Annotated in this window: 21 protein-coding genes and 1 pseudogene; 20 read left to right on the top strand and 2 right to left on the bottom strand. The window is 43.6% G+C overall.

Going from position 1 to position 26996, the window contains the following annotated elements:
* The first annotated feature begins 21 nt into the window (after positions 1 to 21).
* From HMPREF2917_RS05060 to lepB, 4 genes are all read left to right on the top strand, one after another.
* The gene (locus HMPREF2917_RS05060; RefSeq protein ID WP_070589330.1) at positions 22 to 3123 is read left to right on the top strand and encodes a DNA polymerase III subunit alpha; all 3102 of its coding nucleotides are present in this window, start codon (positions 22 to 24) and stop codon (positions 3121 to 3123) included.
* 84 nt (positions 3124 to 3207) lie between these two features.
* Entirely contained in the window at positions 3208 to 4221 is a 1014-nt protein-coding gene (pfkA, locus tag HMPREF2917_RS05055; protein ID WP_049486313.1) for a 6-phosphofructokinase, read from the top strand.
* A gap of 69 nt (positions 4222 to 4290) precedes the next feature.
* Positions 4291 to 5796, top strand: a complete 1506-nt coding sequence (pyk, locus tag HMPREF2917_RS05050; protein WP_070589328.1) for a pyruvate kinase — start codon at positions 4291 to 4293, stop codon at positions 5794 to 5796.
* A gap of 165 nt (positions 5797 to 5961) precedes the next feature.
* Entirely contained in the window at positions 5962 to 6522 is a 561-nt protein-coding gene (gene lepB / locus HMPREF2917_RS05045; RefSeq protein ID WP_070589326.1) for a signal peptidase I, read from the top strand.
* Positions 6523 to 6609: 87 nt separating this feature from the next.
* Here lepB and HMPREF2917_RS05040 read toward each other — a convergent pair whose 3' ends face one another.
* Complete coding sequence (locus HMPREF2917_RS05040) at positions 6610 to 7803, bottom strand: cation diffusion facilitator family transporter (protein ID WP_070589324.1); 1194 nt, start codon at positions 7801 to 7803, stop codon at positions 6610 to 6612.
* 191 nt (positions 7804 to 7994) lie between these two features.
* On the opposite strand from HMPREF2917_RS05040, the gene pcrA reads away from it, so the two are divergent.
* The 3 genes and pseudogenes from pcrA to HMPREF2917_RS05025 all read left to right on the top strand — a co-directional run bounded on the left by pcrA (position 7995) and on the right by HMPREF2917_RS05025 (position 12725).
* Entirely contained in the window at positions 7995 to 10280 is a 2286-nt protein-coding gene (pcrA, locus tag HMPREF2917_RS05035) for a DNA helicase PcrA (RefSeq protein WP_070589732.1), read from the top strand.
* 367 nt (positions 10281 to 10647) lie between these two features.
* On the top strand, positions 10648 to 11922 hold the full coding sequence (locus HMPREF2917_RS05030) for a DUF2130 domain-containing protein (protein ID WP_070589322.1): 1275 nt from the start codon (positions 10648 to 10650) through the stop codon (positions 11920 to 11922).
* 3 nt (positions 11923 to 11925) lie between these two features.
* Positions 11926 to 12725: pseudogene (locus HMPREF2917_RS05025) on the top strand (alpha/beta fold hydrolase).
* 37 nt (positions 12726 to 12762) lie between these two features.
* On the opposite strand, the gene HMPREF2917_RS05020 reads toward HMPREF2917_RS05025, so the two are convergent.
* Positions 12763 to 14079 (bottom strand): FAD-containing oxidoreductase, encoded by a 1317-nt coding sequence (locus HMPREF2917_RS05020; protein ID WP_070589320.1) that lies wholly within the window; start codon positions 14077 to 14079, stop codon positions 12763 to 12765.
* Positions 14080 to 14259: 180 nt separating this feature from the next.
* Here HMPREF2917_RS05020 and truB point away from each other — a divergent pair, with 180 nt between their 5' ends.
* The 13 genes from truB (at position 14260) to HMPREF2917_RS04955 (ending at position 26881) form a co-directional block, all read left to right on the top strand.
* Entirely contained in the window at positions 14260 to 15156 is an 897-nt protein-coding gene (gene truB / locus HMPREF2917_RS05015; RefSeq protein ID WP_141751530.1) for a tRNA pseudouridine(55) synthase TruB, read from the top strand.
* A 4-nt stretch (positions 15157 to 15160) separates the two neighbouring features.
* Positions 15161 to 16096, top strand: a complete 936-nt coding sequence (locus tag HMPREF2917_RS05010) for a bifunctional riboflavin kinase/FAD synthetase (RefSeq protein WP_070589316.1) — start codon at positions 15161 to 15163, stop codon at positions 16094 to 16096.
* A 309-nt stretch (positions 16097 to 16405) separates the two neighbouring features.
* Positions 16406 to 16807 carry a Spx/MgsR family RNA polymerase-binding regulatory protein gene (locus HMPREF2917_RS05005; RefSeq protein WP_021152971.1) on the top strand — a complete coding sequence of 134 codons (402 nt, stop codon included), beginning with the start codon at positions 16406 to 16408 and terminating at the stop codon, positions 16805 to 16807.
* A 12-nt stretch (positions 16808 to 16819) separates the two neighbouring features.
* Positions 16820 to 17098 (top strand): UPF0223 family protein, encoded by a 279-nt coding sequence (locus HMPREF2917_RS05000; protein WP_070589314.1) that lies wholly within the window; start codon positions 16820 to 16822, stop codon positions 17096 to 17098.
* Positions 17088 to 17858, top strand: a complete 771-nt coding sequence (locus HMPREF2917_RS04995; protein ID WP_070589312.1) for an inositol monophosphatase family protein — start codon at positions 17088 to 17090, stop codon at positions 17856 to 17858. Before HMPREF2917_RS05000 ends, HMPREF2917_RS04995 begins: the two co-directional genes overlap by 11 nt.
* Positions 17859 to 19163 carry an RsmF rRNA methyltransferase first C-terminal domain-containing protein gene (locus tag HMPREF2917_RS04990; protein WP_070589310.1) on the top strand — a complete coding sequence of 435 codons (1305 nt, stop codon included), beginning with the start codon at positions 17859 to 17861 and terminating at the stop codon, positions 19161 to 19163. It begins immediately after the preceding gene.
* 107 nt (positions 19164 to 19270) lie between these two features.
* Complete coding sequence (locus HMPREF2917_RS04985) at positions 19271 to 20137, top strand: phosphate ABC transporter substrate-binding protein PstS family protein (RefSeq protein WP_070589308.1); 867 nt, start codon at positions 19271 to 19273, stop codon at positions 20135 to 20137.
* Positions 20138 to 20153: 16 nt separating this feature from the next.
* Positions 20154 to 21065, top strand: a complete 912-nt coding sequence (gene pstC / locus HMPREF2917_RS04980; protein ID WP_003003307.1) for a phosphate ABC transporter permease subunit PstC — start codon at positions 20154 to 20156, stop codon at positions 21063 to 21065.
* Positions 21055 to 21939, top strand: coding sequence for a phosphate ABC transporter permease PstA (pstA, locus tag HMPREF2917_RS04975; RefSeq protein WP_003006597.1), 885 nt, complete (start codon positions 21055 to 21057; stop codon positions 21937 to 21939). The genes pstC and pstA overlap by 11 nt, the downstream gene beginning before the upstream one ends.
* A 10-nt stretch (positions 21940 to 21949) precedes the next feature.
* On the top strand, positions 21950 to 22753 hold the full coding sequence (pstB, locus tag HMPREF2917_RS04970) for a phosphate ABC transporter ATP-binding protein PstB (RefSeq protein ID WP_003006600.1): 804 nt from the start codon (positions 21950 to 21952) through the stop codon (positions 22751 to 22753).
* A gap of 29 nt (positions 22754 to 22782) precedes the next feature.
* Complete coding sequence (gene pstB / locus HMPREF2917_RS04965; RefSeq protein ID WP_003003393.1) at positions 22783 to 23541, top strand: phosphate ABC transporter ATP-binding protein PstB; 759 nt, start codon at positions 22783 to 22785, stop codon at positions 23539 to 23541.
* Positions 23542 to 23553: 12 nt separating this feature from the next.
* Positions 23554 to 24207, top strand: coding sequence for a phosphate signaling complex protein PhoU (gene phoU / locus HMPREF2917_RS04960; RefSeq protein ID WP_003006603.1), 654 nt, complete (start codon positions 23554 to 23556; stop codon positions 24205 to 24207).
* 130 nt (positions 24208 to 24337) lie between these two features.
* Positions 24338 to 26881 carry a M1 family metallopeptidase gene (locus HMPREF2917_RS04955; protein ID WP_070589306.1) on the top strand — a complete coding sequence of 848 codons (2544 nt, stop codon included), beginning with the start codon at positions 24338 to 24340 and terminating at the stop codon, positions 26879 to 26881.
* Positions 26882 to 26996 lie beyond the last annotated feature (115 nt).

Below are 26996 nucleotides of genomic sequence, written 5' to 3'. Positions count from 1 at the left end.
CTAGTGAGGGAGGAGAGAAAAGTGATTGCACAGCTAGATACCAAATCAGTCTATACCTTTATGGAAAGTCTTGTGACCATAAAAGACTATGTACAAGTGGCTAAAAGCATGGGTTATAACGCATTGGGAATCATGGATGTAGATAATTTGTATGGTGCTTATGAATTAATCGAAGTCTGTCAGTCGCATAATATCACCCCTTTAGTTGGTTTGGAGGTTGAACTAGAAGTAGACAATGAAACAATTCCGTTTCGGATGCTGGCTTTGTCTACTAAGGGCTACCAAAATCTGATGAAGATATCAACTGTTAAAATGATGGGGAAGAGCAATTGGGAGGATGTGAAGCACCTAACAGAAGGACTAGCAGTCATTGTCCCAGCTCCTTTTGCTAGCAGAGACCTGCCTCTTGATCTAGATTACTTCATCGGAGTTTTTGCGGATACGCCGGTCCAAGAGTTTAGCCACCCTGTGCTCCCTCTTCATACCGTTCGATTTTTTGAGGCTGGGGATGTGGAAGCCATGCAGATGCTGGCAGCCATCAAGGACAATCAAAGCTTGACGGAAACAGGACCAATTGATCCGACAACAGTCCTAAAAACTCCTCAGGATTTAAAGAATGATTTTGCAGAGCGATTTCCTCAAGCCATCACAAATCTGGAAAAACTAGTCCAAGGGATTCAATATGATATTGACACCCAGTTGAAATTGCCTCGCTTCAATCCTCAGAAACCAGCTGTTGAGGAACTGAGAGAATTAGCTCAAGCGGGTCTCCTTCGAAAGAACTTGACCAGTCCGGTCTATCAAGAACGTCTGGAGCATGAATTAGACATTATTCACCAGATGGGCTTTGATGATTATTTCTTGATTGTCTGGGACCTTCTTCGTTTCGGACGGAGTCAAGGCTATTATATGGGAATGGGACGTGGGTCTGCTGTAGGCTCACTGGTAGCCTATTCCCTAGGGATTACAGGGATTGATCCTGTGGAGAAGAACCTCCTATTTGAGCGCTTTTTAAATGTGGAGCGCTACACCATGCCGGATATTGATATTGATATTCCTGATATCTATCGTCCAGAATTTATCCGCTATGTGCGAGACCGTTACGGGAGTTACCATGCAGCTCAAATCGTGACCTTTTCAACCTTTGGGGCCAAACAAGCCATTCGAGATGTCTTCAAACGTTTTGGGGTACCAGAGTATGAATTGACCTCCATTACCAAGCGGATTGGGTTTAGGGATACACTGACGACAGCTTATGAACAGAATCTAGCTTTTCGACAAGTGATTCATAGCCGAGCAGAATTTGAACGTGGCTTTGAAATTGCCAAAAGAATAGAAGGCCAACCTAGACAAACCTCGATCCACGCGGCTGGGGTTGTGATGAGTGACCAGGATTTGACGGATCACATTCCTCTCAAGTATGGAGAAGACATGTTTGTCACCCAGTATGATGCCCATGCGGTTGAAGCCAATGGTCTGTTAAAGATGGACTTTTTGGGTCTGCGAAATTTAACCTTTGTTCAGAAAATGAAGGAAGCCGTCTATGAAAAGTACCAAGAAGAGATCGTGATTGAAGCCATTGATTTAGAAGATCCAGAAACCTTGGCCTTGTTTGCTGCTGGGGATACCAAGGGGATTTTCCAATTTGAACAGGCTGGAGCCATTCGCCTCTTGAGACGAGTGAGACCCAATCATTTCGAAGAAGTGGTAGCGACCACCTCTCTCAATCGTCCAGGCGCTAGTGATTACATTGACAATTTCGTCAAAAGAAAGCACGGCCAGGAAAAAGTTGAGATTTTAGATCCAGCTATTGAAGCAATCTTACGGCCCACATATGGGATCATGCTCTACCAAGAGCAGGTCATGCAGGTTGCCCAGCGTTTTGCAGGTTTTAGCCTAGGGAAAGCCGATATCTTACGTCGGGCTATGGGCAAAAAAAATGTGGCTGAAATGCACAAGATGGAAGACGATTTTGTCGCAGGTGCTCTTAAACTTGGGCATACGGAAGAAAAAGCCAAAGAGGTCTTTGCGATCATGGAAAAATTCGCAGGCTATGGGTTTAACCGTTCTCATGCCTATGCCTATTCTGCCTTGGCCTTTCAGATGGCCTATTTCAAGGTCCATTATCCAGATGTTTTCTTTGATGTCATGCTCAATTATTCGAGTAGCGATTATCTGACAGATGCTCTCCAGTTTGATTTTAAAGTCGCGCCATTATCCATCAACACCATCCCTTACAGAGATAAGTTCCAGGATCGGAAAATCTACTTGGGAATGAAAAATATCAAGGGACTCCCAAGAGATTTAGCATATTGGATCATTGACAATCGTCCCTTTGAAAGTGTCGAAGATTTTATTTTACGACTCCCCAATCAGTATCATAAATTGCCTTTGTTAACACCTTTAGTGGAGCTTGGATTGTTTGACATTTTTGAAAAAAATAGGCGCAAGGTGCTTCACAATTTGCCGAATTTGTTTGTCTTTGCTGATGAGCTAGGCAGTTTGTTTGCGGATTCTAACTATTCCTGGACAGAAACGGAGGACTTTAGCCAGGCTGAAAAATATGAGAAGGAAGAGGCCATTATTGGCGTCGGGCTCAGTACTCACCCATTGGTTGCGATTGGGCAAATGAGTCCCTACGAGATCCAACCAATTTCTCAATTAGTTCAAGGAGAGCAGGCACGCATTCTCATTGAGATACAAAACATTCGAACGATTCGAACCAAGTCGGGTGATCTCATGGCTTTCTTACAAGTCAGTGATACCAAGAAAAAATTGGATGTGACCCTTTTCCCTGAAACCTACAATCGATTTTCCTCTTTGATAAAAGAAGGTGGCTTTTATTACTTGACAGGGAAGATACAAGAGCGTGATGGGCGCTTGCAGATGATTCTAGCAGAGGTGCAACTTGCAACCAATGAAAAGTTCTGGATCCAGTTGCTCGATCATCGTCAGGATCAAACAATTCTTTCTATCTTGAAAAAATATCCGGGCCCATATCCTGTGATATTACGCTATGAAGACGAGAAAAAAACTCTTCAATTGAAGGGCTATACAGTCCAGAAAAACAAAGAATTGGAAGATGAATTAAAGAATCTCGTTATGAAAACGATTTATCGGTAAAAACTGCGAAAAATACGAGAATTTTAGTCTTCTTTGTGTTATAATTACGTAGAATGTAAAAGAAAAAAAGGAGCAAACAACGAAATGAAACGTATTGCTGTTTTAACTAGTGGTGGAGATGCCCCTGGCATGAACGCTGCTATCCGTGCAGTTGTTCGTCAAGCAATTTCAGAAGGAATGGAAGTTTTCGGTATCTATGATGGATATGCGGGAATGGTTGCTGGTAAAATTCAGCCGCTTGACGCCTCATCTGTTGGAGATATTATTTCCCGTGGTGGTACCTTCCTTCATTCAGCTCGTTACCCTGAATTCGCACAACGCGAAGGTCAATTAAAAGGGATCGAGCAATTGAAGAAACACGGGATCGAAGGTGTTGTCGTTATTGGCGGAGATGGTTCTTACCATGGTGCGATGCGCTTGACTGAGCTTGGATTCCCAGCTGTGGGTCTTCCTGGTACGATCGACAACGATATCGTCGGAACTGACTTTACAATTGGTTTTGATACGGCAGTCACAACTGCAATGGACGCGATCGATAAGATCCGTGATACTTCATCTAGTCACCACCGTACTTTCGTAATTGAAGTGATGGGACGTAATGCTGGAGATATCGCTCTTTGGGCAGGGATTGCATCTGGTGCAGATGAAATCATCATCCCTGAAGAAGGATTCAAGATCGAAGAAGTTGTTGAGAGCATCAAAGAAGGTTACGCAAAAGGTCGTACCCACAACATCATTATCTTGGCTGAAGGCGTGATGTCTGCAGATGAATTTGGTAAAGCGTTGAAAGAAGCTGGTGATGAAAGTGACCTTCGTGTGACTGAGCTTGGTCACATCCAACGTGGTGGTTCACCTACAGCGCGTGACCGTGTTCTTGCTTCACGTATGGGAGCACACGCTGTTAAATTGTTGAAACAAGGAATCGGTGGTGTAGCCGTTGGTATCCGTAATGAAAAAATGGTGGAAAACCCAATCCTTGGTAAAGCAGAAGAAGGAGCCCTCTTTAGCTTGACAGAAGATGGTAAGATTGTGGTAAACAATCCACATAAAGCTGATCTTGGTCTTGCCGAGTTGAACCGTAGCTTGTCTTCAATTTAATTTTATTTCATAAATTCGTTAACCTTGTCTTAAAAAGACAGATATATTTAAAAAGGAGTCATATATATCATGAACAAACGTGTAAAAATCGTTGCAACTTTGGGTCCTGCGGTAGAAATCCGTGGTGGTAAAAAATTTGGTGAAGATGGATACTGGGCTGAAAACCTTGACGTTGAAGCTTCAGCACAAAACATTGCTAAATTGATCGAAGCTGGCGCTAACACTTTCCGTTTCAACTTCTCACACGGTGACCACCAAGAACAAGGTGAACGTATGGCAACTGTTAAACGTGCAGAAGAAATCGCTGGTAAAAAAGTTGGTTTCCTTCTTGATACAAAAGGTCCTGAAATCCGTACTGAATTGTTTGAAGGTGAAGCTAAAGAGTATTCATACAAAACTGGTGAACGTATCCGCGTTGCTACAAAACAAGGCATCAAATCAACTCGTGATGTTATCGCATTGAACGTTGCTGGTGGACTTGACATCTTCGATGACGTTGAAGTTGGACACCAAGTATTGGTTGACGATGGTAAATTGGGTCTTCGTGTTGTAGAAAAAGACGCTGCAAAACGTGAATTTGTCGTTGAAGTTGAAAATGATGGTATCATCGCTAAACAAAAAGGTGTCAACATCCCTAACACTAAGATTCCTTTCCCAGCACTTGCTGAACGCGATAACGACGATATCCGCTTCGGTTTGGAACAAGGTATCAACTTCATCGCGATCTCATTCGTACGTACTGCAAAAGACGTAAATGAAGTTCGTGCAATCTGCGAAGAAACTGGTAATGGACACGTTCAATTGTTTGCGAAGATCGAAAACCAACAAGGTATCGATAATTTAGATGAAATCATTGAAGCTGCAGACGGTATTATGATTGCTCGTGGTGACATGGGTATCGAAGTACCATTTGAAATGGTTCCAGTTTACCAAAAAATGATTATCACTAAAGTGAATGCTGCTGGTAAAGTTGTTATCACTGCAACAAACATGCTTGAAACAATGACTGAAAAACCACGTGCAACTCGTTCTGAAGTATCTGACGTCTTCAACGCTGTTATCGATGGTACTGATGCTACAATGCTTTCAGGTGAATCTGCAAATGGTAAATACCCACTTGAGTCAGTTACAACAATGGCTACAATCGACAAGAACGCTCAAACTCTTCTTAAAGAATACGGACGTTTGAACTCAGATTCATTTGAACGAAACTCTAAGACAGAAGTTATGGCTTCAGCTGTTAAAGATGCTACAAACTCAATGGATATCAAATTGGTTGTAACTCTTACTAAGACTGGTCACACAGCACGTTTGATTTCTAAATACCGTCCAAATGCTGATATCTTGGCATTGACATTTGACGAATTGACAGAACGTGGATTGATGTTGAACTGGGGTGTTATCCCAATGTTGACAGAAGCTCCATCATCAACTGATGACATGTTTGAAATTGCTGAACGCAAAGCAGTTGAAGCTGGTCTTGTACAATCTGGTGATGATATCGTTATCGTTGCAGGTGTACCACTTGGTGAAGCAGTTCGTACAAACACAATGCGTATCCGTACAGTACGTTAATAGACAGTTTGATCTTAAAGCCTTGCTGGTTGGTCCGAAAGGATCGGCCGCGAGGTTTTTCTTTTTCTTCTGTAGTGTGTTGATAAGAATTCTCACTAATGCTTACTTTCTCTTTTTTAAAGATCAAAAACATGGTATAATAAATAAAAAGGAAGGGAGACATACATGCCAAGGAGAGATTTAATTAGAAATGTCATCATTGTTGGTGTACTGGTTTTGGCACTGATTTTGCTTCGAATTTTTGTATTTCATCCATTTAGTATCAATGATAAAATGGCCAATGCTTCTGTGAAAACTGGAGATCTTGTGATAGCGACTAGAAATGCTCAGGTAGATCGCAGTGACTTGGTCTTATACAAGGTCGGTGGAAAAGAATACCTTGGACGTGTCATTGCCAAAGAAAACGATGAAGTCAGCTACGTAGATGACGTCCTCTATTTGAATGGACAGGCAACACCAGAACCTTACCTAAATAAAATGCTGAATAAACACTTGGCGGCTCCAACGAGTAATGGGTATTATACGGATGATTTCTTCTTATCAGAGTTAAAAGGGACCAAGGCTGGTCGTGTACCATCCGATACTTATCTAGTCTTAAATGATAACCGTGGAGATACAGAAGATAGCCGTGAGTTTGGTTATATCCATAAAAATCAGATCGAAGGAGTCGTGAATCTTCGTCTCTACCCCCTCAATAAATTTGGTTTTATAAAAGTTGAAGAATAGTCGAAAGGCTATTTTTTCTTACAAAAAAGCTACTGCGGAAAGGAATTGCAGTAGCTTTTTGTTCTGGTTAAATTGAGGGAGAGGGATCTATTTTTCTTGTTTACTAGTGATTTGGTGAAAGACCTTTTGCCAGTGTTCATGGCGACGCCAGAGACTGGTATGAACCTGGTTGTGTAATTCATAGCGAATCAATTTGGTCTTTTGACTGATGGATTCGATTTCGAAATTCTTAAAGGGAATTTGATGCTCTTCTTGCAAACGAACGAGATCCTCTTTGTGGCTTTCTTGACCGAATTCATTAATGAGGGTGAAGTTGTCTGCTAGGAGGGTTGAATATTCCTGCTGAGCCTGCAAGCGTTCTTCATAAGTTTTTAATTTGAGAAGGACATTGTCCAGGATCTCATCTTCTGGGATAGAACTTGGCTCCACATGCACATCGATGTCAAAGACGCCAAATTTTTCCTTAAGAAGGCGCTCGACCTCTTCGGTAATGGCATGACTCTCATAAACAGAGAGGTCTGGATTCATTTCGATGACGACATCTAGGTAAATGTTGCTTCCGTAAGTCCGTCCCCTTTGGGATTTGACCCGGCTGACTTTGGGCAATTCTAGAATGGCAGCCTTGTATTTATCAAGAAGACTTTCATCAAATCCATCTGAGAGGCTGAAGGAGGATTCAATGAAAATGTCGTAGGCAGTTTTTAGGATAAAGAAGGTAATAACGATGGCCACTAATTGGTCTACAATCGGATAGTTAAGAGCACTAGCTCCAATCGCAACAGAGGTTCCTAAAGAAGTGACCACATCAGACAGGTTATCTTTAGCAGCAGCATTGAGGGCCTTGGATTGGGCTTTCTTGGCTAAATTGCGGTTATGAAGATAGACCGCAAACATGACAAGGGCTGACCCAACTCCAACAATGGCTCCTAAAGGATCAATAACAGTTGTTTCCCTGCTGAGGATTTTTTGAACCGTATCTCGTAGGACATCAAAGCCCACATAAAACATGATGATGGAAGTTACCAGGCTAGCTAGATCTTCAATCTTCCAATGACCAAATCGATGGTCGCGGTCAGCTGGCTGGCGGGCCATGCGAATGCCGATGAGAAGGGCGACATTACTGATAATATCGGATAAGTTATTAAAACCATCAGCAACCAAACTGGAGGAGTGAAGGAGGTGGCCGGTTGCTAACTTAGCGGCGGATAGGAGCAGGTAGGCCACGATACTGATCAGGGCTCCACGTTCGGCTAGTTTTAAATTACTTTGTGACTTTTCCACGAGTCCCTCCTTACTTTTCATTTTTTATTTCATTCGTTTCCTCGTTTTCCTTTGATAAAGAAAAACGTATCTTCTTAAAGATTCATTATAGACTTTTTACGCTTAAAATTCAAATGAAGCCGACCATTTTCTCAAGGAGAAAGAGGCAAATTGTGATATAATAGAACGATTGAATGAATGAGGAGTATGAGATGAATCCTTTATTGAATGGTATGAATGATCGCCAAGCAGAGGCGGTCCAAACGACAGAAGGCCCCCTCTTGATCATGGCGGGGGCTGGTTCGGGTAAGACACGTGTCTTGACCCACCGCATCGCTTACTTAATCGATGAAAAAATGGTCAATCCTTGGAATATTTTGGCCATTACCTTTACCAATAAAGCTGCTCGGGAGATGAAGGAGCGGGCTTATCAGTTGAATCCAGCGACCCAAGATTGCTTGATTGCCACCTTCCACTCTATGTGTGTGCGCATCCTTCGTCGAGATGCAGATCATATTGGTTACAACCGCAACTTCACCATTGTCGATCCAGGTGAGCAACGAACACTGATGAAACGTATTCTCAAGCAGTTAAACTTGGATCCTAAGAAATGGAATGAACGAACCATTTTGGGGACCATTTCCAATGCCAAGAATGACCTAATCGATGAAGTGGCTTATGCCGCCCAAGCGGGGGATATGTACACCCAGATCGTCGCCAAGTGCTATGAGGCTTACCAAAAGGAACTCCGTCAGTCAGAAGCGGTGGACTTTGATGATTTGATCATGTTGACCTTGCGTCTCTTTGACCAGTATCCTGATGTGCTGACCTATTACCAGCAGAAGTTCCAATACATCCATGTAGATGAGTACCAAGATACCAACCATGCCCAATACCAATTGGTCAAACTCTTGGCTTCACGTTTTAAAAATATCTGTGTCGTTGGGGATGCTGACCAATCTATTTATGGCTGGCGGGGAGCGGATATGCAGAATATCCTGGATTTTGAGAAGGATTATCCCCATGCCAAGGTCGTTTTGTTAGAGGAAAATTATCGCTCCACTAAAACCATCCTACAAGCAGCTAACGATGTTATCAAAAACAATCGGAACCGCCGTCCGAAGAATCTTTGGACCCAAAATGCTGACGGGGAAGAGATTGTCTATTATCGGGCCAATGATGAGCAGGATGAAGCAGTATTTGTTGCTAAAACCATTGAAGAGCTCAGTCGCGAAGCGGGCTACAAGCACCGTGATTTTGCGGTTCTTTACCGGACCAATGCCCAGTCACGGACCATTGAAGAAGCGCTGCTCAAGTCCAACATTCTCTATACCATGGTAGGGGGCACCAAGTTCTACAGCCGGAAGGAAATTCGGGATATCATTGCTTATCTAAACTTGATTGCCAACCTTAGTGACAATATCAGTTTTGAGCGCATTATCAATGAACCCAAGCGGGGAATCGGGCCAGGTACAGTGGATAAGATTCGTGACTTTGCTCAAATGCAAGAGTCCTCACTTCTAGATGCTTCGGCTAATATCATGCTCTCAGGCATCAAAGGAAAGGCTGCCCAAGCCATCTGGGACTTTGCCAATCTCATTCTTGATTTGAGAGAAAGATTGGACCAGCTGACCATTACAGAATTGGTCGAAGAAGTCCTTGACAAGACAGGCTATATGACAGCCCTAACCAATCAGGGAAATTTGGAAAGTCAGGCCCGCATCGAGAATATCCAAGAGTTCCTATCTGTTACCAAGAATTTTGATGAAAACGGAGAGACCGTCGAAGACGAATCAGGTGTGGAGACCCTGAGTCGCTTCTTGAACGATTTGGCTTTGATTGCCGATACAGATGATGGAGCTCAAGAGACCTCAGAAGTCACCTTGATGACCCTTCACGCGGCTAAAGGATTGGAGTTTCCAGTCGTCTTCTTGATTGGGATGGAAGAAAATGTCTTTCCTCTTAGTCGAGCAGCTGAGGATCCGGATGAATTGGAAGAAGAGCGTCGCCTAGCATATGTAGGAATCACGCGGGCAGAGAAGGTTCTCTTCTTGACCAATGCCAACTCTCGTTTGCTCTTTGGACGGACCAGCTACAACCGCCCGACGCGTTTCATCAATGAAATTAGCTCGGATTTATTGACCTACCAGGGCTTGGCCCGTCCAGCAAACACTAGCTTTAAGGCTTCTTATAGCAACGGTGGCGGAACGACCTTTGGAAAAGGAATGAGTCTGTCACAAGCCCTTCAAGAGCGCAAGAGACAAGCAGCTCCAAGTGCTCTCACGTCATCAAGCCTCCCCTTTGGCAATAGTAACCGAGCGGGTGCCAAAGAAACCGTCGCTTGGTCCATTGGCGACATTGCTATTCACAAGAAGTGGGGCGAAGGAACTGTGCTTGAAGTCTCTGGTAGTGGCAATACCCAAGAGCTTAAGATCAATTTCCCAGAAGTGGGTCTCAAGAAACTCTTGGCAAGTGTCGCGCCGATTGAGAAGAAATAAGTGGAGACCAGTAAGCTAAGTCCACTGTTTAAGATTATAAACAAGCAACATCTTTTCAGAAATCTAAAGTTGTTACTGAATGAGACTATTGAAAAAATATTTTGGAACTAGTTCAAAATAGATTGAGACTTTTCGCCGTGAGGAAAGCATCAGAAACGCATTAGTTTCAGGTGCTCGGTAGATTTGAGACGGAAGGCTCAAATCTAAGGTATGGAATCCCAAAGGGAGTCGCTACTGTCCGTCCTCACTTAAGGAAAGTCTCAATAGAGAAATGAATTTTCAGTTAAAACCAGCAAGCCTCGTTTGCTGGTTTTGATTTTACAGGCGGCATGATATAATATACTAAGAATAGAGAAAGAGGCAGGCTATGAACGAAATCAAGTGCCCCAACTGTGGGGAAGTTTTTACAGTTAATGAAAGTCAATACAGCGAGCTCTTGTCACAGGTACGGACAGCTGAGTTTGACAAGGAAATTCATGAGCGGATTCGGCAAGAGTTGGCTTTAGCTGAGCAAAAGGCCCTTAATGAGCAGCAAGAGAAGTTAGCCAAGAAGGACCAAGAAATTGCTCAGTTACAAAACCAGATTCAACAGTTTGATACTGAAAAAGAATTGGCGAAAAAGGAAGTAGAGCAAACTGCTAGCCAAAGTCTGTTAGAGAAGGAAAAAGAAGTTCAACAACTTGAGAATCAGCTGGCTACCTTACGTTTAGAGCATGAGAATCAACTACAAAAGACACTTTCTGATCTTGAAAAAGAACGCGATCAGGTTAAAAATCAGCTTCTTCTACAAGAAAAAGAAAACGAGCTTTCTCTGACTTCGGTGAAACAAAACTATGAGGCCCAGCTTAAGGCTGCCAATGAGCAGGTTGAGTTCTACAAGAACTTCAAGGCCCAACAATCAACCAAGGCCATTGGGGAAAGTCTAGAACAGTATGCGGAGAGCGAGTTTAACAAGGTTCGTAGTTTCGCCTTCCCAAATGCCTATTTTGAAAAGGACAATAAGGTCTCTGCGCGTGGGTCTAAAGGCGACTTTATCTTCCGTGACTATGATGAAAATGGGCTGGAATTCATTTCCATCATGTTTGAGATGAAAAATGAAGCGGATGGAACTGAGAAAAAGCATAAGAATGCAGACTTTTACAAGGAGTTGGACAAGGACCGTCGAGAAAAGAACTGTGAGTATGCTGTTTTGGTAAGTATGCTTGAAGCTGACAACGATTACTTCAACACAGGGATTGTCGATGTTAGCCACGAGTATGAGAAGATGTATGTGGTGCGTCCTCAGTTCTTTATCCAACTGATTGGGCTCTTGCGTAATGCGGCTCTTAACTCTCTTAAATACAAGCAGGAGTTAGCGCTTATCCGTGAGCAAAATATTGACATCACCCACTTTGAAGAAGACCTAGACGCCTTCAAGGTTGCCTTTGCCAAGAACTACAATTCAGCATCCGTCAACTTCGGTAAGGCCATCGATGAAATCGACAAAGCCATCAAACGCATGGAAGAAGTCAAGAAATTCCTCACCACATCAGAAAATCAACTCCGCCTTGCCAATAATAAGCTGGATGATGTATCAGTCAAAAAATTGACCCGCAAAAATCCAACCATGAAGGCCAAGTTTGATGCCTTGAAGGGGGAATAATCTATGTATTCAGCTAAGAACGCTACCTTGTCCATGAATGGGAAAACCATGGACTATGTAACATTTGGAACAGGAAATCAACCTCTGGTGATTATACCAGGATTGGGTGATGGACTAGAGACGGTTAAAGGAAAGGCCCAGCTCTTTTCCCTCTCTTATCGTCTACTTGCTAAGCATTATAAAATCTATGTTTTTTCTCGAATCAATGAGTTGAGGCAGGGCTATACGACACGGGATATGGCAGCAGATCTAGCAGAAGCAATGGAGACACTAAACCTAGATACCGCTTATATCATGGGGATTTCACAAGGTGGAATGATTGCTCAATGGCTAGCTGTAGATTTTCCAGAAAGGGTTCAAAGGCTCATCCTAGCTGTGACAACAGCGAAGCCTAGTCAACTTGCTAGAGAACGAATTGAGCGTTGGCAAAAACTCAGTCAATCTGGAAATTTTAAGCATCTCATGCTGGATATTGCACAGCACTCCTACACACAAAAGAGCTATCAAAAGTGGCGGTTCCTTTATAATATTATGGGTCGCCTGGGTCGAATTAAAGATGAAAAAGAATTGTCATTCAGTCCCAGTCTTGCCTGGAACATAATAGCCTTGGGGTCTTAAAGTACATTCATTGTCCGACCCTGATCCTTGGTGCCCTTGAAGATGATGTGATTGGTGTGAAGGGATCCAAGGAACTGGAAAAAGCGATTTCGGGTTGTCAGCTCCTTATTCTTAAGCATTCAGGGCATGCTCTGTATGAAGAAAATAAAGTATTTCAAGAGGCTATCTGTGGATTTTTACATTAAAAAACGCTGGAAAATTTTTCCAGCGTTTTTATTCTATTTAAATCGCAAAGAGATCGTTTAGGTTTTCTGCCATGGTTGGGTGGGTAAAGATTTGTTTTGCGATGTAAGTGTAAGGGATCTTGTTGTCCATGGCCATGGTGATCAGGTTGATGAGTTCACCTGCGGCTTCTCCAAAGAGAGTTGCTCCAAGGATTTCTTTGGTTTCTGGGTTGACCACAGCTTTGAAAGCACCTCGAAGATCTGCATTGACATGGCCACGTGGCATGGCAGCAACTGGCAATTCTTTGACAGCGACTGGAAGCCCTTTGTCACGTGCTTCTTGCTCAGTCAAGCCGACTTGGGCCAATGGAGGAGCAATGAATAGTGTTGTCGCATAGTTTCCGCGTGTTTCGAGATTGTAGCTACCATCGCCTGTGAGGTAGTTGAAGACGATGCGGAAGTCATCGAGGGACATATAGGTGAACTGAGGCCCACCATTGACATCCCCAACTGCAAAGACACCAGTTACGCTGGTTTCCAAATGACGGTTGACTTGAATCGCTCCACGATCAGTAACTTGGATATCTGTGTTCTCAAGACCAAGACCAGCTGTATTTGGCTTACGTCCTGTTGCGTAGAGGAGGATATCGAACTCGAAGTCGCCTTTATCGGTTACAAGGGTTAAGCTAGCTTCACCATCTTTGATTTCTTGGGTATGAACGCCTTGCAAGAATTGAAAGCCATCTTCTTCAAGGTAGCCTTTTGCAAGAGCAGCAATGCTTGGCTCGATCCGTGGCAAGAATGCTTCAGAAGCGTCTAGTACCGTTACTTGGCTACCCAGGGTATTGTAGAGATGGGCAAATTCCAATCCGATTGGTCCACCACCAAGTACACCCAAGCGTTTAGGTAGATTTTCCAAACGTTGAATACCGGTTGAATCCACTGCAAACTTGCTTTCAGCCAGTCCTGGGATTGGAAGGATAGTTGGCACCGCACCAGTATTAATAATAATGGTCTCAGCTGTCAATTCTTCCTTTTCCTCACCAGCTTGAATTTCGATGACCTTGTTGGAAAGGAAACGAGCTTCCGCATCGATGATGTCTACACCCGTTCCAGCAATGGTTGCGTAGTTCTTGCCATTGAGACGAGTAGTGACCGCATTTTTTTCGCTCATAGCTTGTTCAAAATCCAAGCCTTTTTCTGCGGCAACAATCAAGGTCTTGGTGGGAATACAAGCGATATTGATACAAGTACCACCGTACATAGATTTGCTCTTTTCAATCAGAGCGACTTTTTTACCTTGGCTTGATAATTTCGCTGCGAGTGTTTTACCAGCTTTACCAAATCCAATAACAATAACATCATACATTAACATATGTTACACCTTCTTTCGTTTTCTATTGTACCAAACCCATAATAAAAAGTCTGAAATCTGCTACGGGATTTTTTAGGAGCTCATGGGAAGGGGGAAAGAGGGACAAGAAGTCTGCTTTCATGTTATAATAAAGGGTCGGTGACCGTCATGGTCACACATGAGATAGAAAGAGCAAATCTAATGGACGGAATTATTAATGTAAAAAAAGAAGCAGGCATGACTTCACATGATGTGGTCTTTAAACTGCGGAAAATTTTAGGAACCAAGAAGATTGGCCATGGAGGGACTCTGGACCCGGATGTGGTGGGGGTGCTTCCGATTGCCGTAGGAAAAGCGACCCGGATGGTTGAATTTATGCAGGATGAGGGTAAAATCTACGAGGGAGAAATCACTTTGGGCTTTTCTACCACGACGGAAGATGCCAGTGGGGAAATCGTTGAGCGGACGCCAGTGGAAGCACCTTTAGATGCAGCAGAGGTAGACCACATGATTGCCCAAATGGTGGGAGAGATTGAGCAGGTCCCGCCCATGTACTCAGCAGTCAAGGTCAATGGGCGCAAGCTCTATGAATATGCGCGTGCAGGAGAAGAAGTGGAACGACCTGTGCGGCAGGTGACTATTTATGACTTCACGCGCACCAGTGAGATTAGCTATGAAGAAGGCCTGGCTCGTTTTCGCTTCCGGGTCAAATGCAGCAAGGGTACCTATATCCGGACCTTGTCGGTGGATTTGGGCCAAAAGCTAGGCTATGCAGCCCATATGTCTCATCTGACCCGAACCAGTGCTGCCGGTTTGTCACTGGATGATGCCCTGACCCTGGAAGAGGTTGCTGAAAAAGTAGCGCAAGGAGATTTGAGCTTCCTTCACCCACTTGAGATTGGAACCGGGGATCTGGAAAAAGTAGATCTGACAGTTGAAGAGGTTGGCGAAGTCCAAGTGGGACGCTTTATTCCAGTTGAGAGCGAAGCCAGAGAGTTAGCTGCTTTTTACCAAGGGAAATTGGTAGCTATTTTGGAAAAAAGGGAAGAACTTTACAAACCTCGCAAGGTTTTTCTGACAGAAAGTGTGTTACAATAAATTTATGAATATTCGTTTGATAACTACTGCTCATCAGATCCATTTAGACAGTGATACTGTTTTAGTCCTAGGCTATTTTGATGGCCTGCATCTGGGACATCAAGAACTCTTTAAAAAGGCCCGTCAAATGGCAGATGAAAAGGGATTGAAGGTTGCTTTACTAACCTTTCCTGAATCTCCTAAATTAGCCTTTGTTCGCTACCGACCGGAATTACTCCTTCATTTGCAGAGCCCTGAGGATCGGTTCCAAAAATTAAAAGAACTAGGTGTTGATGAGCTCTTCCTCATTGATTTTACGACTGATTTTGCTTCTAAAACAGCAAAAGAATTTGTCGAACAGTACGTGAAAGCCTTGAGAGCTCGGGTCTTAATTGCTGGATTTGATTATAGTTTTGGCTCTGATAAGAAAACGGCCTCTGACTTAGCTGCTTATTTTGATGGTCAAGTGGAAGTCATTTCTCCTGTATTGGATCAGGGTGAAAAGATTAGTTCGACCCGCATTCGTCAAGCTATCCTAGAAGGACGCGTCCAAGAAGCTGCCCGTCTACTTGGTCACCCTTTATCCAGTCGAGGAATCGTTGTGCATGGGGATGCGCGTGGCCGCACCATTGGCTATCCTACTGCCAATTTAGCGCCGATTGACCGGACCTATTTACCATCAGATGGGGTTTATGTAGTTGATGTCGATTTTAAAGGGCAGACCTACCGTGGCATGGCTTCTGTCGGGAAAAATGTCACCTTTGATGGAAAAGAGCTTCGTTTCGAAGTCAATCTCTTTGATTTTACAGGAGATATCTACGGTCATACCCTGACCATTCATTGGTTAGATAAGATTCGAGAGATGGTCAAATTCGATGGAATCGATCAACTAGTGGCTCAACTAGAAGAAGATGAAGCAGTTTCACGAAACTGGACCAAGAGGCTGGGACAAAAGTCATAGCCTCTCAATTATTTTTGGATTGTAGAGCAAGACGCAGTGGTTGAGTGGGCTCTAATACGCTGATTTCATCAGCTTATACAGCCCTACTCAACTGTGCGGAGGTGGGACGACGAAATCGAATTCTAACGAATTACCGATTTCTGTCCCACTCTCTTTTTTCGGGCCTCTTCTTGGGAAAAATGAAAGGGATTTCTTTTTTCCACTGAAATTCAGAAAAATCGTCGAGAAATCAAAAAAGCGCTTTTCAAGCACCTATTTTTTTTGTATAATAGAGTCAGATAGTTATATATAAAAAAAGAAGTGAACCACATGATTACATTATTTTTATCACCGAGTTGTACATCATGTCGAAAAGCTCGGGCTTGGTTAAAAAAGCACGATGTTCCATTTAAAGAACACAATATTATGACAAGTCCTTTGAGCAAACAGGAGTTGACAAGTATATTGGCCTTGACCGAAAACGGAACAGACGACATTATTTCAACTCGTTCAAAAATTTTCCAAAAATTGGATGTTGATGTTGAAGATTTATCTATCTCAGCCTTGATCCGTCTGATTGAGGAAAATCCAAGTCTCTTGCGGAGACCGATTATTTTGGATAACAAACGTATGCAGATTGGCTTTAACGAAGATGAAATTCGGGCCTTCTTGCCACGGAGTTATCGCAAACAAGAGTTACGCTCTGCCACTCTAAGAGCAGAAATAAACTAAGAAGTATGTCGAATGCAAAAAAATTATAGTTACCCACTGGACTTATCGTGGAGCACTGAAGAGCTTGCTTCAGTGCTTTCTTTTTTCAATAAAGTTGAAGAAGCCTATGAAAGTAAGGTAGAAGTCAAAGAATACATGGAAGCCTACCGCGCTTTTAAGAAGGTCGTGCCTAGTATCGGAGAAGAAAAGCGTCTTGGACGGGAGTTCGAAGAAGTGAGCGGTTATTCTCTCTATCGTGCTACCCAGGCTGCAAAGCAAAAAGAGGAAGGATGGTTTTCTCTTGAAGAATAAATTAGAGTTTGCCAAACAAATCGTTTTAGAGGCTGGAAACTACTTGCGTCTTCATCTCCATGATGACTTGATGATCTCAAAAAAGACTGGGCCGACAGATTTAGTCACCCAGATGGACCAACAGGTTCAAAAGGATTTGGTTGAAAAAATCACAAATTGCTATCCAGAAGATCGGATTTTTGCGGAGGAAGATGGCCTTCGTTCGCCGATCTCAGAAGGTTCTGTTTGGGTGATTGATCCAATTGATGGGACCAATAATTTTGTGACCCAAAAGGAAGATTTTGCGGTGATGGTGGCCTATTTTGAAGACGGAATTGGTCAGTTTGGCCTGATCTACGATGTGATGCGGGATCACCTTTTTTACGGGGGTGGAGAATTCCCTGTTTATCGAAATGAGGTTGAACTAACACCCTTTGTGGACCAACCTCTAGAAAACTTTTTGATTGCTTCAAATGTCGGCATGCTTGAGAAAAATGACTGGGGCATGGCCGATCTTGGCATGGATTCTCTTGGAATTCGGGTTTACGGAAGTGCCGGTATTAGTTTTTCAAAAATTCTCTCAGGTGGGATTCTAGCTTATTTTAGCTACATCTGGCCCTGGGATTATGCTGCAGCTGCGATCATGGGGGAACAGTTGGGCTATACCGTTTTAAATCTAAATGGAGATAAACCTAATTACCAGTCAGTGGAACCGATTATGATGGTTCCAAAAGTAAAGTTAACAAAAATTCAAACCTATCTTAAGAAAGGGAGAAGTTAAATGAATTTTCCCAATGGTTTTAAAGAAAAATACCAGCATCTTCTAGGTGAGGATGCTGCTGCTTTTTTTGCGACCTTTGAACAAGAAGCAGTATCGGCCTTTCGGACTAATCCCTTGAAAGAAGCTCAAAAAGCATTTGATGATCCGATTCCCAATACTCCTTGGGGCCATTATGGAAAGGTCTCAGGAAAATCCATCGAGCACGCAACAGGCTTGGTCTATTCGCAAGAGCCAGCTGCACAGATAGTGGCCCAAGTCGCTCAGCCGAAGCCAGGGATGAAGGTCTTAGACTTGGCCGCAGCTCCTGGGGGAAAGACCACCCAACTCTTGTCTTATTTGGACAATCAGGGACTCTTGGTCTCCAATGAAATCCACAAGGGCCGCTCGAAAATTCTTGTAGAAAATGTCGAACGCTTTGGTGCGCGAAATGTGCTAGTAACCAATGAGTCTGCCGATAGTCTGGCCAAAGTTTTCTCAGGCTTTTTTGATTTGATTGTACTAGACGCCCCGTGTTCAGGTGAGGGGATGTTCCGTAAGCAACCAGATGCCATGGACTATTGGTCCATCGATTATCCTCGAGAGTGTAGTCTTCTTCAAAGAGAAATTCTAGAGGATGCTCTCAAGATGTTGGTTCCAGGTGGTTCCTTGGTTTATTCAACCTGTACCTGGGCTCCCGAGGAGAATGAAGAGATCGTATCCTGGCTTTTGGAAAATTATGAGCTGGAATTGGAAACGATCGAGAAGATCAATGGTATGGCAGAAGGCATTGACTATCCAGAAACCGCGCGTATGTATCCTCATCATTTTAAAGGGGAGGGCCAATTTGTTGCTAAGTTCCGTTATCTAGGAGAGAATCGACTTGCCAAAATCCCTTCCAAAAAGGACCAATTATCTGCAGAACAAAAGAAATGGTGGCAGGAATTTGCCAAGAAACACTTGAAGATCACTCTAGAAGGAATCCTTGAAACCTTTGGAGACGAACTCTACTTGGTTCCACTTGGTTTACCAGATTTGCGCAAAGTAAAAATCGCCCGAAATGGCTTGCACCTAGGGACCTTCAAGAAAAATCGATTTGAACCTAGTTTTGCCCTTGGTCTAGCATTGAGACCGTGTGAAGTCAAAGAGACTGTTTCGATCACGCCTGAGGACTTTGTTCATTATGTGGCGGGAGAGACAGTTCAATTGAAGGAAACGCATCCAAATGGATGGTACCAGGTCCTTGTTGAAGGCAATGGTTTGGGCTTTGCCAAAGTGACCGGCCAGACTCTGAAAAATTTCTATCCAAAGGGGCTTCGTTTTAGGTAAAATGCTGGGCAAAGAACCCGTTCTATGATATAGTGGAAGTACAGTTTTTTTTGAAAAAAACTTGTCAAAATCATAAGTGAAATAGTGAAATATCAAGGAGACATGATTTGAAAAAGTCTAAAAAGCTGATCCTAGGACTAGCGACGATCGCATTAGCAGGAAGTTTATCTGCTTGTGCTTCTTGGATCGATCGCGGAGAATCCATCACTGCTGTCGGATCGACTGCCTTACAACCCTTGGTTGAAGGAGTAGTAGATCGCTACATTGAAGAACATCCTGGTAAGATTGTGAATGTACAAGGAGGAGGTTCTGGTACAGGACTTTCACAAGTTCAATCAGGCGCTGTGGACATCGGAAATAGTGACCTGTTTGCGGAGGAAAAATCTGGGATCGATGCCTCTAGTCTGGTCGACCATCAGGTAGCCGTAGCAGGGACAGCCATCATTGCCAATAAAAATATCTCAATCGACAATTTGACAACAGAGCAATTGCGAAAGATCTTTACGGGTGAATATACCAACTGGAAGCAATTGGGAGGTCCAGATCTTGAAATCACGATTGTGAACCGAGCGGTTGGTTCTGGTAGCCGTGCTGTCTTTGATGCCATTATCATGGATGGCAAACAACCCAAGCAGGCCCAAGAGCAAGACTCTAATGGAATGGTGAAAAACATCGTTTCTCAAACGCCAGGAGCCATCTCGTATCTGGCCTTTACCTACTTGGATAGCAGTGTCAAAACCATGAAGCTTAACGGTTATGAACCAACCAAAGCCAATGTTGTCAACAATAACTGGCCAATCTGGTCCTACGAACACATGTATACCAAAGGAAAACCCAATGAGTTGTCTAAAAAATTCATTGACTACATGATGACCGATGAGATTCAGCAAAAAGTTGTTGGCAAGATGGGCTATATCCCAATCAATGATATGAAAGTCACCCGTGATTTAAAAGGGAATGTGACAAAAAAATAAAAGAATTAGGTAAAAAATGAACGAAGTAGCAAAAAAAATGCTGACGAAATCAAAAAACTCCCGCCTAGAAAAATTTGGGAAAACCATTACCTTTCTATGTATGAGTTTGATTGTTGTCGTCGTTGCCATGATTCTGATTTTCGTGGCCCAAAAAGGTTTATCGACTTTCTTTGTCAATAAAGTCAATATCTTTAGTTTTCTATTTGGGAGTACTTGGAATCCTGCTGCAAAGGAATTCGGAGCCCTACCAATGATTCTAGGTTCCTTTATTGTAACCTTGCTTTCTGCCCTCTTGGCAACGCCGTTTGCTATTGGTGCAGCAGTTTTCATGACAGAAGTCTCTCCTAAAGGAGCTCGTTTCTTGCAACCAGCCATTGAGCTCCTAGTGGGGATTCCTTCAGTTGTTTATGGATTCATTGGCCTTCAAGTGGTCGTCCCATTTACGCGTAGTCTCTTTGGAGGGACCGGTTTTGGGATCCTCTCAGGGGTCTTTGTCCTCTTTGTTATGATCTTGCCAACTGTTACCTTCATGACGACCGATAGCTTACGAGCTGTGCCCCGTCATTACCGGGAAGCGAGTATGGCCATGGGTGCGACACGCTGGCAAACCATTTGGCATGTCACGCTCAAGGCAGCCCGCTCAGGAATCTTTACAGCGGTTGTCTTTGGTATGGCGCGTGCCTTCGGGGAAGCCTTGGCGATTCAGATGGTAGTCGGAAACTCGGCAGTAGTACCAACCTCGCTCACAACACCAGCTTCCACCCTCACCTCTATTTTGACTATGGGAATCGGAAATACCGTCATGGGTACGGTCAATAACAATGTTCTTTGGTCACTCGCCTTGGTATTGCTCCTCATGAGTCTTGCCTTTAACAGTGTGATTAAACTGATTACGAAAGAAAGAGGTAAGAAGAACTATGCACGCTAAACGAATGGATAAAATTGCGACAGGAGTGCTGTATGCTATTTCAGGGATCATCGTTGCGATTCTTGCCTCATTGATCCTTTATATCTTGGTCCGTGGCTTGCCCCATGTATCCTGGCACTTCTTGACTGGGAAATCTTCTTCTTACCAAGCAGGAGGAGGGATCGGAATTCAATTGTATAATTCCTTCTTCCTCTTGGTCATTACCTTGGTGATTTCCTTCCCACTTTCTCTTGGAGCTGGGATTTACCTCTCTGAGTATGCTAAAAAAGGTCGTTTGACCAATTTGGTTCGTACCTGTATTGAGATCTTGTCTTCTTTGCCATCTGTTGTTGTAGGTCTCTTTGGTTACTTGGTCTTCGTTGTCCAGTTCAAATATGGATTTTCGATCATTTCAGGGGCCTTGGCCTTGACCGTCTTTAACCTGCCACAGATGACCCGCAATATCGAAGATAGCTTGCAGCACGTTCACCATACGCAGCGCGAAGCAGGTCTAGCTCTGGGCTTGTCTCGGTGGGAAACTGTGATCCATGTCGTGGTACCAGAAGCTCTTCCAAGTATTATCACCGGGGTCGTCTTGGCCTCTGGACGGATCTTTGGGGAAGCCGCTGCCTTGATCTATACTGCAGGTCAATCGGCTCCAGCCCTTGATTGGTCAAACTGGAATATCTTTAGTGTAACCAGTCCAATTTCGATCTTCCGTCAGGCTGAAACCTTGGCCGTCCATATCTGGAAGGTCAACAGTGAAGGAACTATTCCAGACTCGATCGAAGTCTCAGCCGGTTCTGCCGCAGTTCTTTTGATCTTTATCTTGATCTTTAACTTTGGAGCACGCAAACTCGGAAGTTACCTCCATAAAAAACTAACATCTGCTTAAAGGAGAAGAAATGTCAAAATACAATTGGGATGAGAGACACATCATTACTTTTCCTGAAGAAAAGGTGGTCCTATCGACCAAAGATTTGCATGTCTATTATGGAACGAACGAGTCCATTAAAGGCGTCGACATGCAGTTTGAAAAGAATAAGATTACAGCCTTGATCGGTCCTTCAGGATCTGGGAAATCAACCTACCTCCGTAGTTTGAACCGGATGAATGATACCATCGATATTGCGCGTGTAACGGGGGAAATTTGGTATGAAGGAATCGATGTTAATCGTCCAGATATCAATGTTTATGAAATGCGCAAGCACATTGGGATGGTTTTCCAACGGCCCAATCCTTTTGCCAAATCGATTTATAAAAACATCACCTTCCCGCATGAACGCGCTGGGGTGAAAGACAAGAAGATTTTGGACGAATTGGTCGAAACTTCTTTGAAACAGGCAGCCCTATGGGATCAGGTCAAGGATGACCTTCATAAATCAGCCCTGACCCTTTCAGGTGGTCAACAGCAACGGCTCTGTATCGCGCGGGCTATCTCTGTGAAGCCAGATATCTTACTCATGGATGAGCCTGCTTCAGCGCTTGATCCGATCGCGACAGCGCAATTAGAAGAAACCATGCTTGAGTTGAAGAAGGATTATACCATTGTCATCGTGACCCACAGCATGCAACAAGCAGCCCGTGCTAGCGATTATACCGGTTTCTTCTATCTTGGAAACCTCATCGAGTACGATAAGACTTCGAATATTTTCCAAAATGCGAAATTGCAATCGACCAACGATTATGTATCGGGTCACTTTGGATAAAGTAAAATGACAACAAAAAGGAAAATAGAATGACAGAACCAATTTTGCAAGTCAAGGACTTGTCGGTTTATTACAATAAAAAGAAGGCTCTAAATAGCGTCTCCTTGGACTTTGCTCCAAAGGAGATTACAGCCTTGATTGGTCCTTCAGGATCAGGGAAATCTACCCTTTTAAAAGCCATTAACCGCATGGGCGACCTCAACCATGAGGTCACCACCACAGGAACCATCCTCTACAATGGACATAATATCTACGGACCACGGACCGATACGGTCGAATTGCGTAAGGAAATCGGAATGGTCTTCCAACAGCCCAATCCTTTCCCAATGTCCATTTATGATAATGTGACCTATGGCTTGATGATTAATGGTGTCAAGGACAAGGCTGTCTTGGACGAAGCAGTTGAAACCTCTTTGAAACGCGCTTCCATCTGGGATGAAGTCAAGGATCGCCTGCATGATTCGGCTATCGGACTTTCCGGTGGTCAACAGCAGCGGGTTTGTGTGGCGCGGGTTCTTGCGACCAGTCCAAAGATTATTCTTTTGGATGAGCCAACTTCAGCGCTAGACCCGATTTCAGCTGGGAAGATTGAAGAAACCTTGTATGGACTAAAAGACCGCTACACCATGCTCTTGGTAACACGCTCCATGCAACAAGCAAGTCGGATTTCCGATAAAACAGCCTTTTTCTTGGATGGGGATTTGATCGAGTACAATGATACCAATGAAATGTTCTTGAACCCAGCTAAGAAAGAAACAGAAGACTATGTCTCTGGTAAATTTGGATAGGAAGAAAATAAAATGTTACGAGTTCAATTTGAAGAAGATTTAGAGAAGTTGCATAACCAGTTTTATGCAATGGGAAATGAAGTGTTGAGTCAGATCAACCGTACGGTTCGTGCTTTCGTGACCCATGACCGTGAATTGGCCCGTCAGGTCATCGAAGATGATGCGGAGATCAACGAATACGAAGTGAAGCTTGAGCGCAAGTCTTTTGAGATTATCGCCCTTCAACAGCCCGTTTCACAAGACCTTCGTGTCGTGATGACCGTCTTAAAAGCAGTTTCTGACTTGGAGCGGATGGGGGACCACGCTGTATCGATTGCCAAGGCAACGATTCGCATGAAAGGGGAAGTCCGTATCCAATCTGTTGAGGAAGAAATCAGCAAGATGGGCCGTGAAGTCAAAGATTTTGTCGAAGCGACACTAGATGTTTACCTCAAAGGCGATGTGGATTTGGCCTATGAAGTTGCTTCACGAGATGAAGTCATCAACCATTACTTCGATAGCATCCAAGAATTAGCAACAGAAGAAATTCGGAAAAATCCAGAGTCCATCGTGACTGGTCGTGATTATTTCCAAGTGATCAACTTCTTGGAACGCATCGGAGATTATGCAAAAAATATCTGTGAATGGGTAGTTTACTTCGAAACAGGTAAAATTATCGAAATGTAAGATCGAGGAGTCTTTTCGATCTCAGACAGGCATTGTCATGCTTGTCTTTTCTTTTATCCCAACTTTGTGATAAAATAGTTTTATTAGGGCTTTTGATTGGAAAAGCGTGAAACATTTAAAGGAGGAAATTATGCAAGCAGTTGCACATTTTGTAGAAACATTCGTTCCAGAACATTATGAAGTGTTTTTGGATTTAAGTCGTAAAACCAAGACCTTTAGCGGTCGTGTGGTGATCACGGGTCAAGCCAAGGCGGACAAGATCTCGCTTCACCAAAAGGATTTGACGATCGAAACAGTAGAAGTAGCAGGTCAAGCTCGTCCATTTACGGTTGATGATGCCAATGAAGCGGTTTATGTTGAATTGGAAGGCACAGGTCAAGTGACAGTTACCCTGACCTATTCTGGTAAGATTACAGACAATATGACTGGGATTTACCCATCTTACTACAGCATTGATGGTGTGAAGAAGGAAGTCCTCTCGACTCAGTTTGAGAGCCATTTTGCGCGTGAAGCCTTTCCAAGTGTGGACGAGCCTGAAGCTAAAGCAACTTTCGATCTTTCTTTGAAATTTGACCAAGAAGAAGGTGAAATTGCCCTTTCAAATATGCCTGAAATTGATGTGGAAAACCGTAAAGAAACAGGTATTTGGAAGTTTGACACAACTCCTCGCATGTCTTCTTACCTCTTGGCCTTTGCGGCTGGAGACCTCCAAGGAGTGACAGCTAAGACTAAGAATGGAACCCTTGTCGGAGTCTACTCAACAAAAGCTCACCCATTAGAAAATTTGGACTTCTCATTAGATATTGCCGTTCGTGCTATTGAATTCTACGAAGACTACTATGGCGTTAAGTATCCAATCCCTCAATCCCTTCATATCGCTCTTCCAGACTTCTCTTCAGGAGCGATGGAAAATTGGGGCTTGGTAACCTACCGTGAAGTTTATCTCCTTGTAGATGAAAACTCGACTGCCCAAAGCCGTCAAACAGTAGCCTTGGTGGTGGCTCACGAATTGGCTCACCAATGGTTCGGAAACCTCGTGACCATGAAATGGTGGGATGACCTCTGGTTGAATGAAAGTTTTGCCAATATGATGGAATATGTCAGCTTGGATGCTATCGAACCAAGCTGGAATATCTTCGAAGACTTCCAAACAACCGGTGTGCCTGCTGCCTTGAAACGCGATGCTACAGATGGCGTTCAATCCGTCCATGTGGAAGTCAAACACCCTGATGAGATCAACACCCTCTTTGACCCAGCAATCGTTTACGCCAAGGGTAGCCGTCTCATGCACATGCTTCGCCGTTGGTTAGGCGATGACGCCTTCCGTAAAGGCTTGAAGATCTACTTTGAAAAACACCAATACAGCAATACCATCGGTCGTGACCTTTGGGATGCTCTTGGGCAGGCTTCAGGTCGTGATGTCGCAGCCTTTATGGATTCATGGTTGGAGCAACCAGGATACCCTGTTGTCTCAGCTTCTGTGGAGAACGATACCTTGATCATCCGTCAAGAGCAGTTCTTCATCGGAGAAAGAGAAGAAAAAGGTCGCAAGTGGGTTGTTCCTTTAAATAGCAACTGGACAGGTATTCCAGATACTTTGGAAACTGAAGTCTTAGAAATTCCAAACTACAGTGCCTTGAAAGCAGCTAACAGCGGAGCTCTTCGCTTCAATACAGAAAATACAGCTCATTATATCAGTGACTACCGTGGGGAATTGTTGGAAGACATCCTTGCTGAACTTGCTAGCTTGGATAGCACTTCGAAACTACAAGTGGTTCAAGAACGCCGTCTCTTAGCGGAAAGTGGTCAAATTTCTTATGCAAGCCTTTTGCCAGTGATTGAACACTTGACAGAAGAAAGTTCCTACTTGGTTGTTTCAGCTGTTTCGAGCGTCTTAGCTGGAATCAGTCTCTTTGTGGATGAAGGAACTGAAACAGAAGCGGCCTTCCATGAGTTGTTGAAACGCCTGAACCGTTACAACTTTGAACGCTTGGGTCTAGAAGCTAAGCCTGGTGAAACAGAAGAAGACGAAAAAGTTCGTCAACTAATGATTGCTAATATGATCAAGGCCAATGATGAAGCTGCAAAAGCTCAAGCGAGCGCTATCTTTGAAGCGCATGCAGATGATTTGGAAAAACTTCCAGCGGCCATCCGCTTGCAAATCTTGGTCAACCAAATCAAGCACCAGGAAACCAAGGAGCTTAGCCGACAATACCTGGATACTTATGTTAAGACAGTTGATGGAAACTTTAAACGCCAGTTGGCGGCTGCACTTTCTTATACCAAGGATAAGGAAACTTTGGAAGCTCTATTGAAGGAGTGGAAGAACAAGGATGTGGTGAAACCTCAGGACTTGGCTATGAGCTGGTATTACAACTTCTTGCATGATGACTTTACCCAAGGTAGAACCTGGACTTGGGCGCGTGAAAACTGGGATTGGATCAAGAAAGCACTTGGTGGTGATATGAGCTTTGATAAGTTTGTCATCTACCCAGCTAACTGTTTCAAGACCCATGAACGGTTGAATGAATACAAGGCCTTCTTTGAGCCTCAATTGGATGATATGGCGATCAGTCGTAATATCAAGATGGGAATCAAAGAAATTGCTGCTCGTGTGGATTTAATCCAACGGGAAAAAGCAGCAGTAGAAGCTGCTATCCTTGCGACAAAATAGATTGAAAAAAGATGCTACAGAATTCATTCTGTAGCATCTTAGAATGTAGACAACGTCATCTTTGAAACTTTCCTTAGGTGAGCACGGACGTCAGCGAACTTCTTTGAAGTTCCAT

The sequence above is a fragment of the Streptococcus sp. HMSC061E03 genome (assembly GCF_001813505.1).
Taxonomy (GTDB): domain Bacteria; phylum Bacillota; class Bacilli; order Lactobacillales; family Streptococcaceae; genus Streptococcus.
Note: the sequence above shows the minus strand (reverse complement) of the source record. Positions and strands in the feature narration are given on the sequence as shown.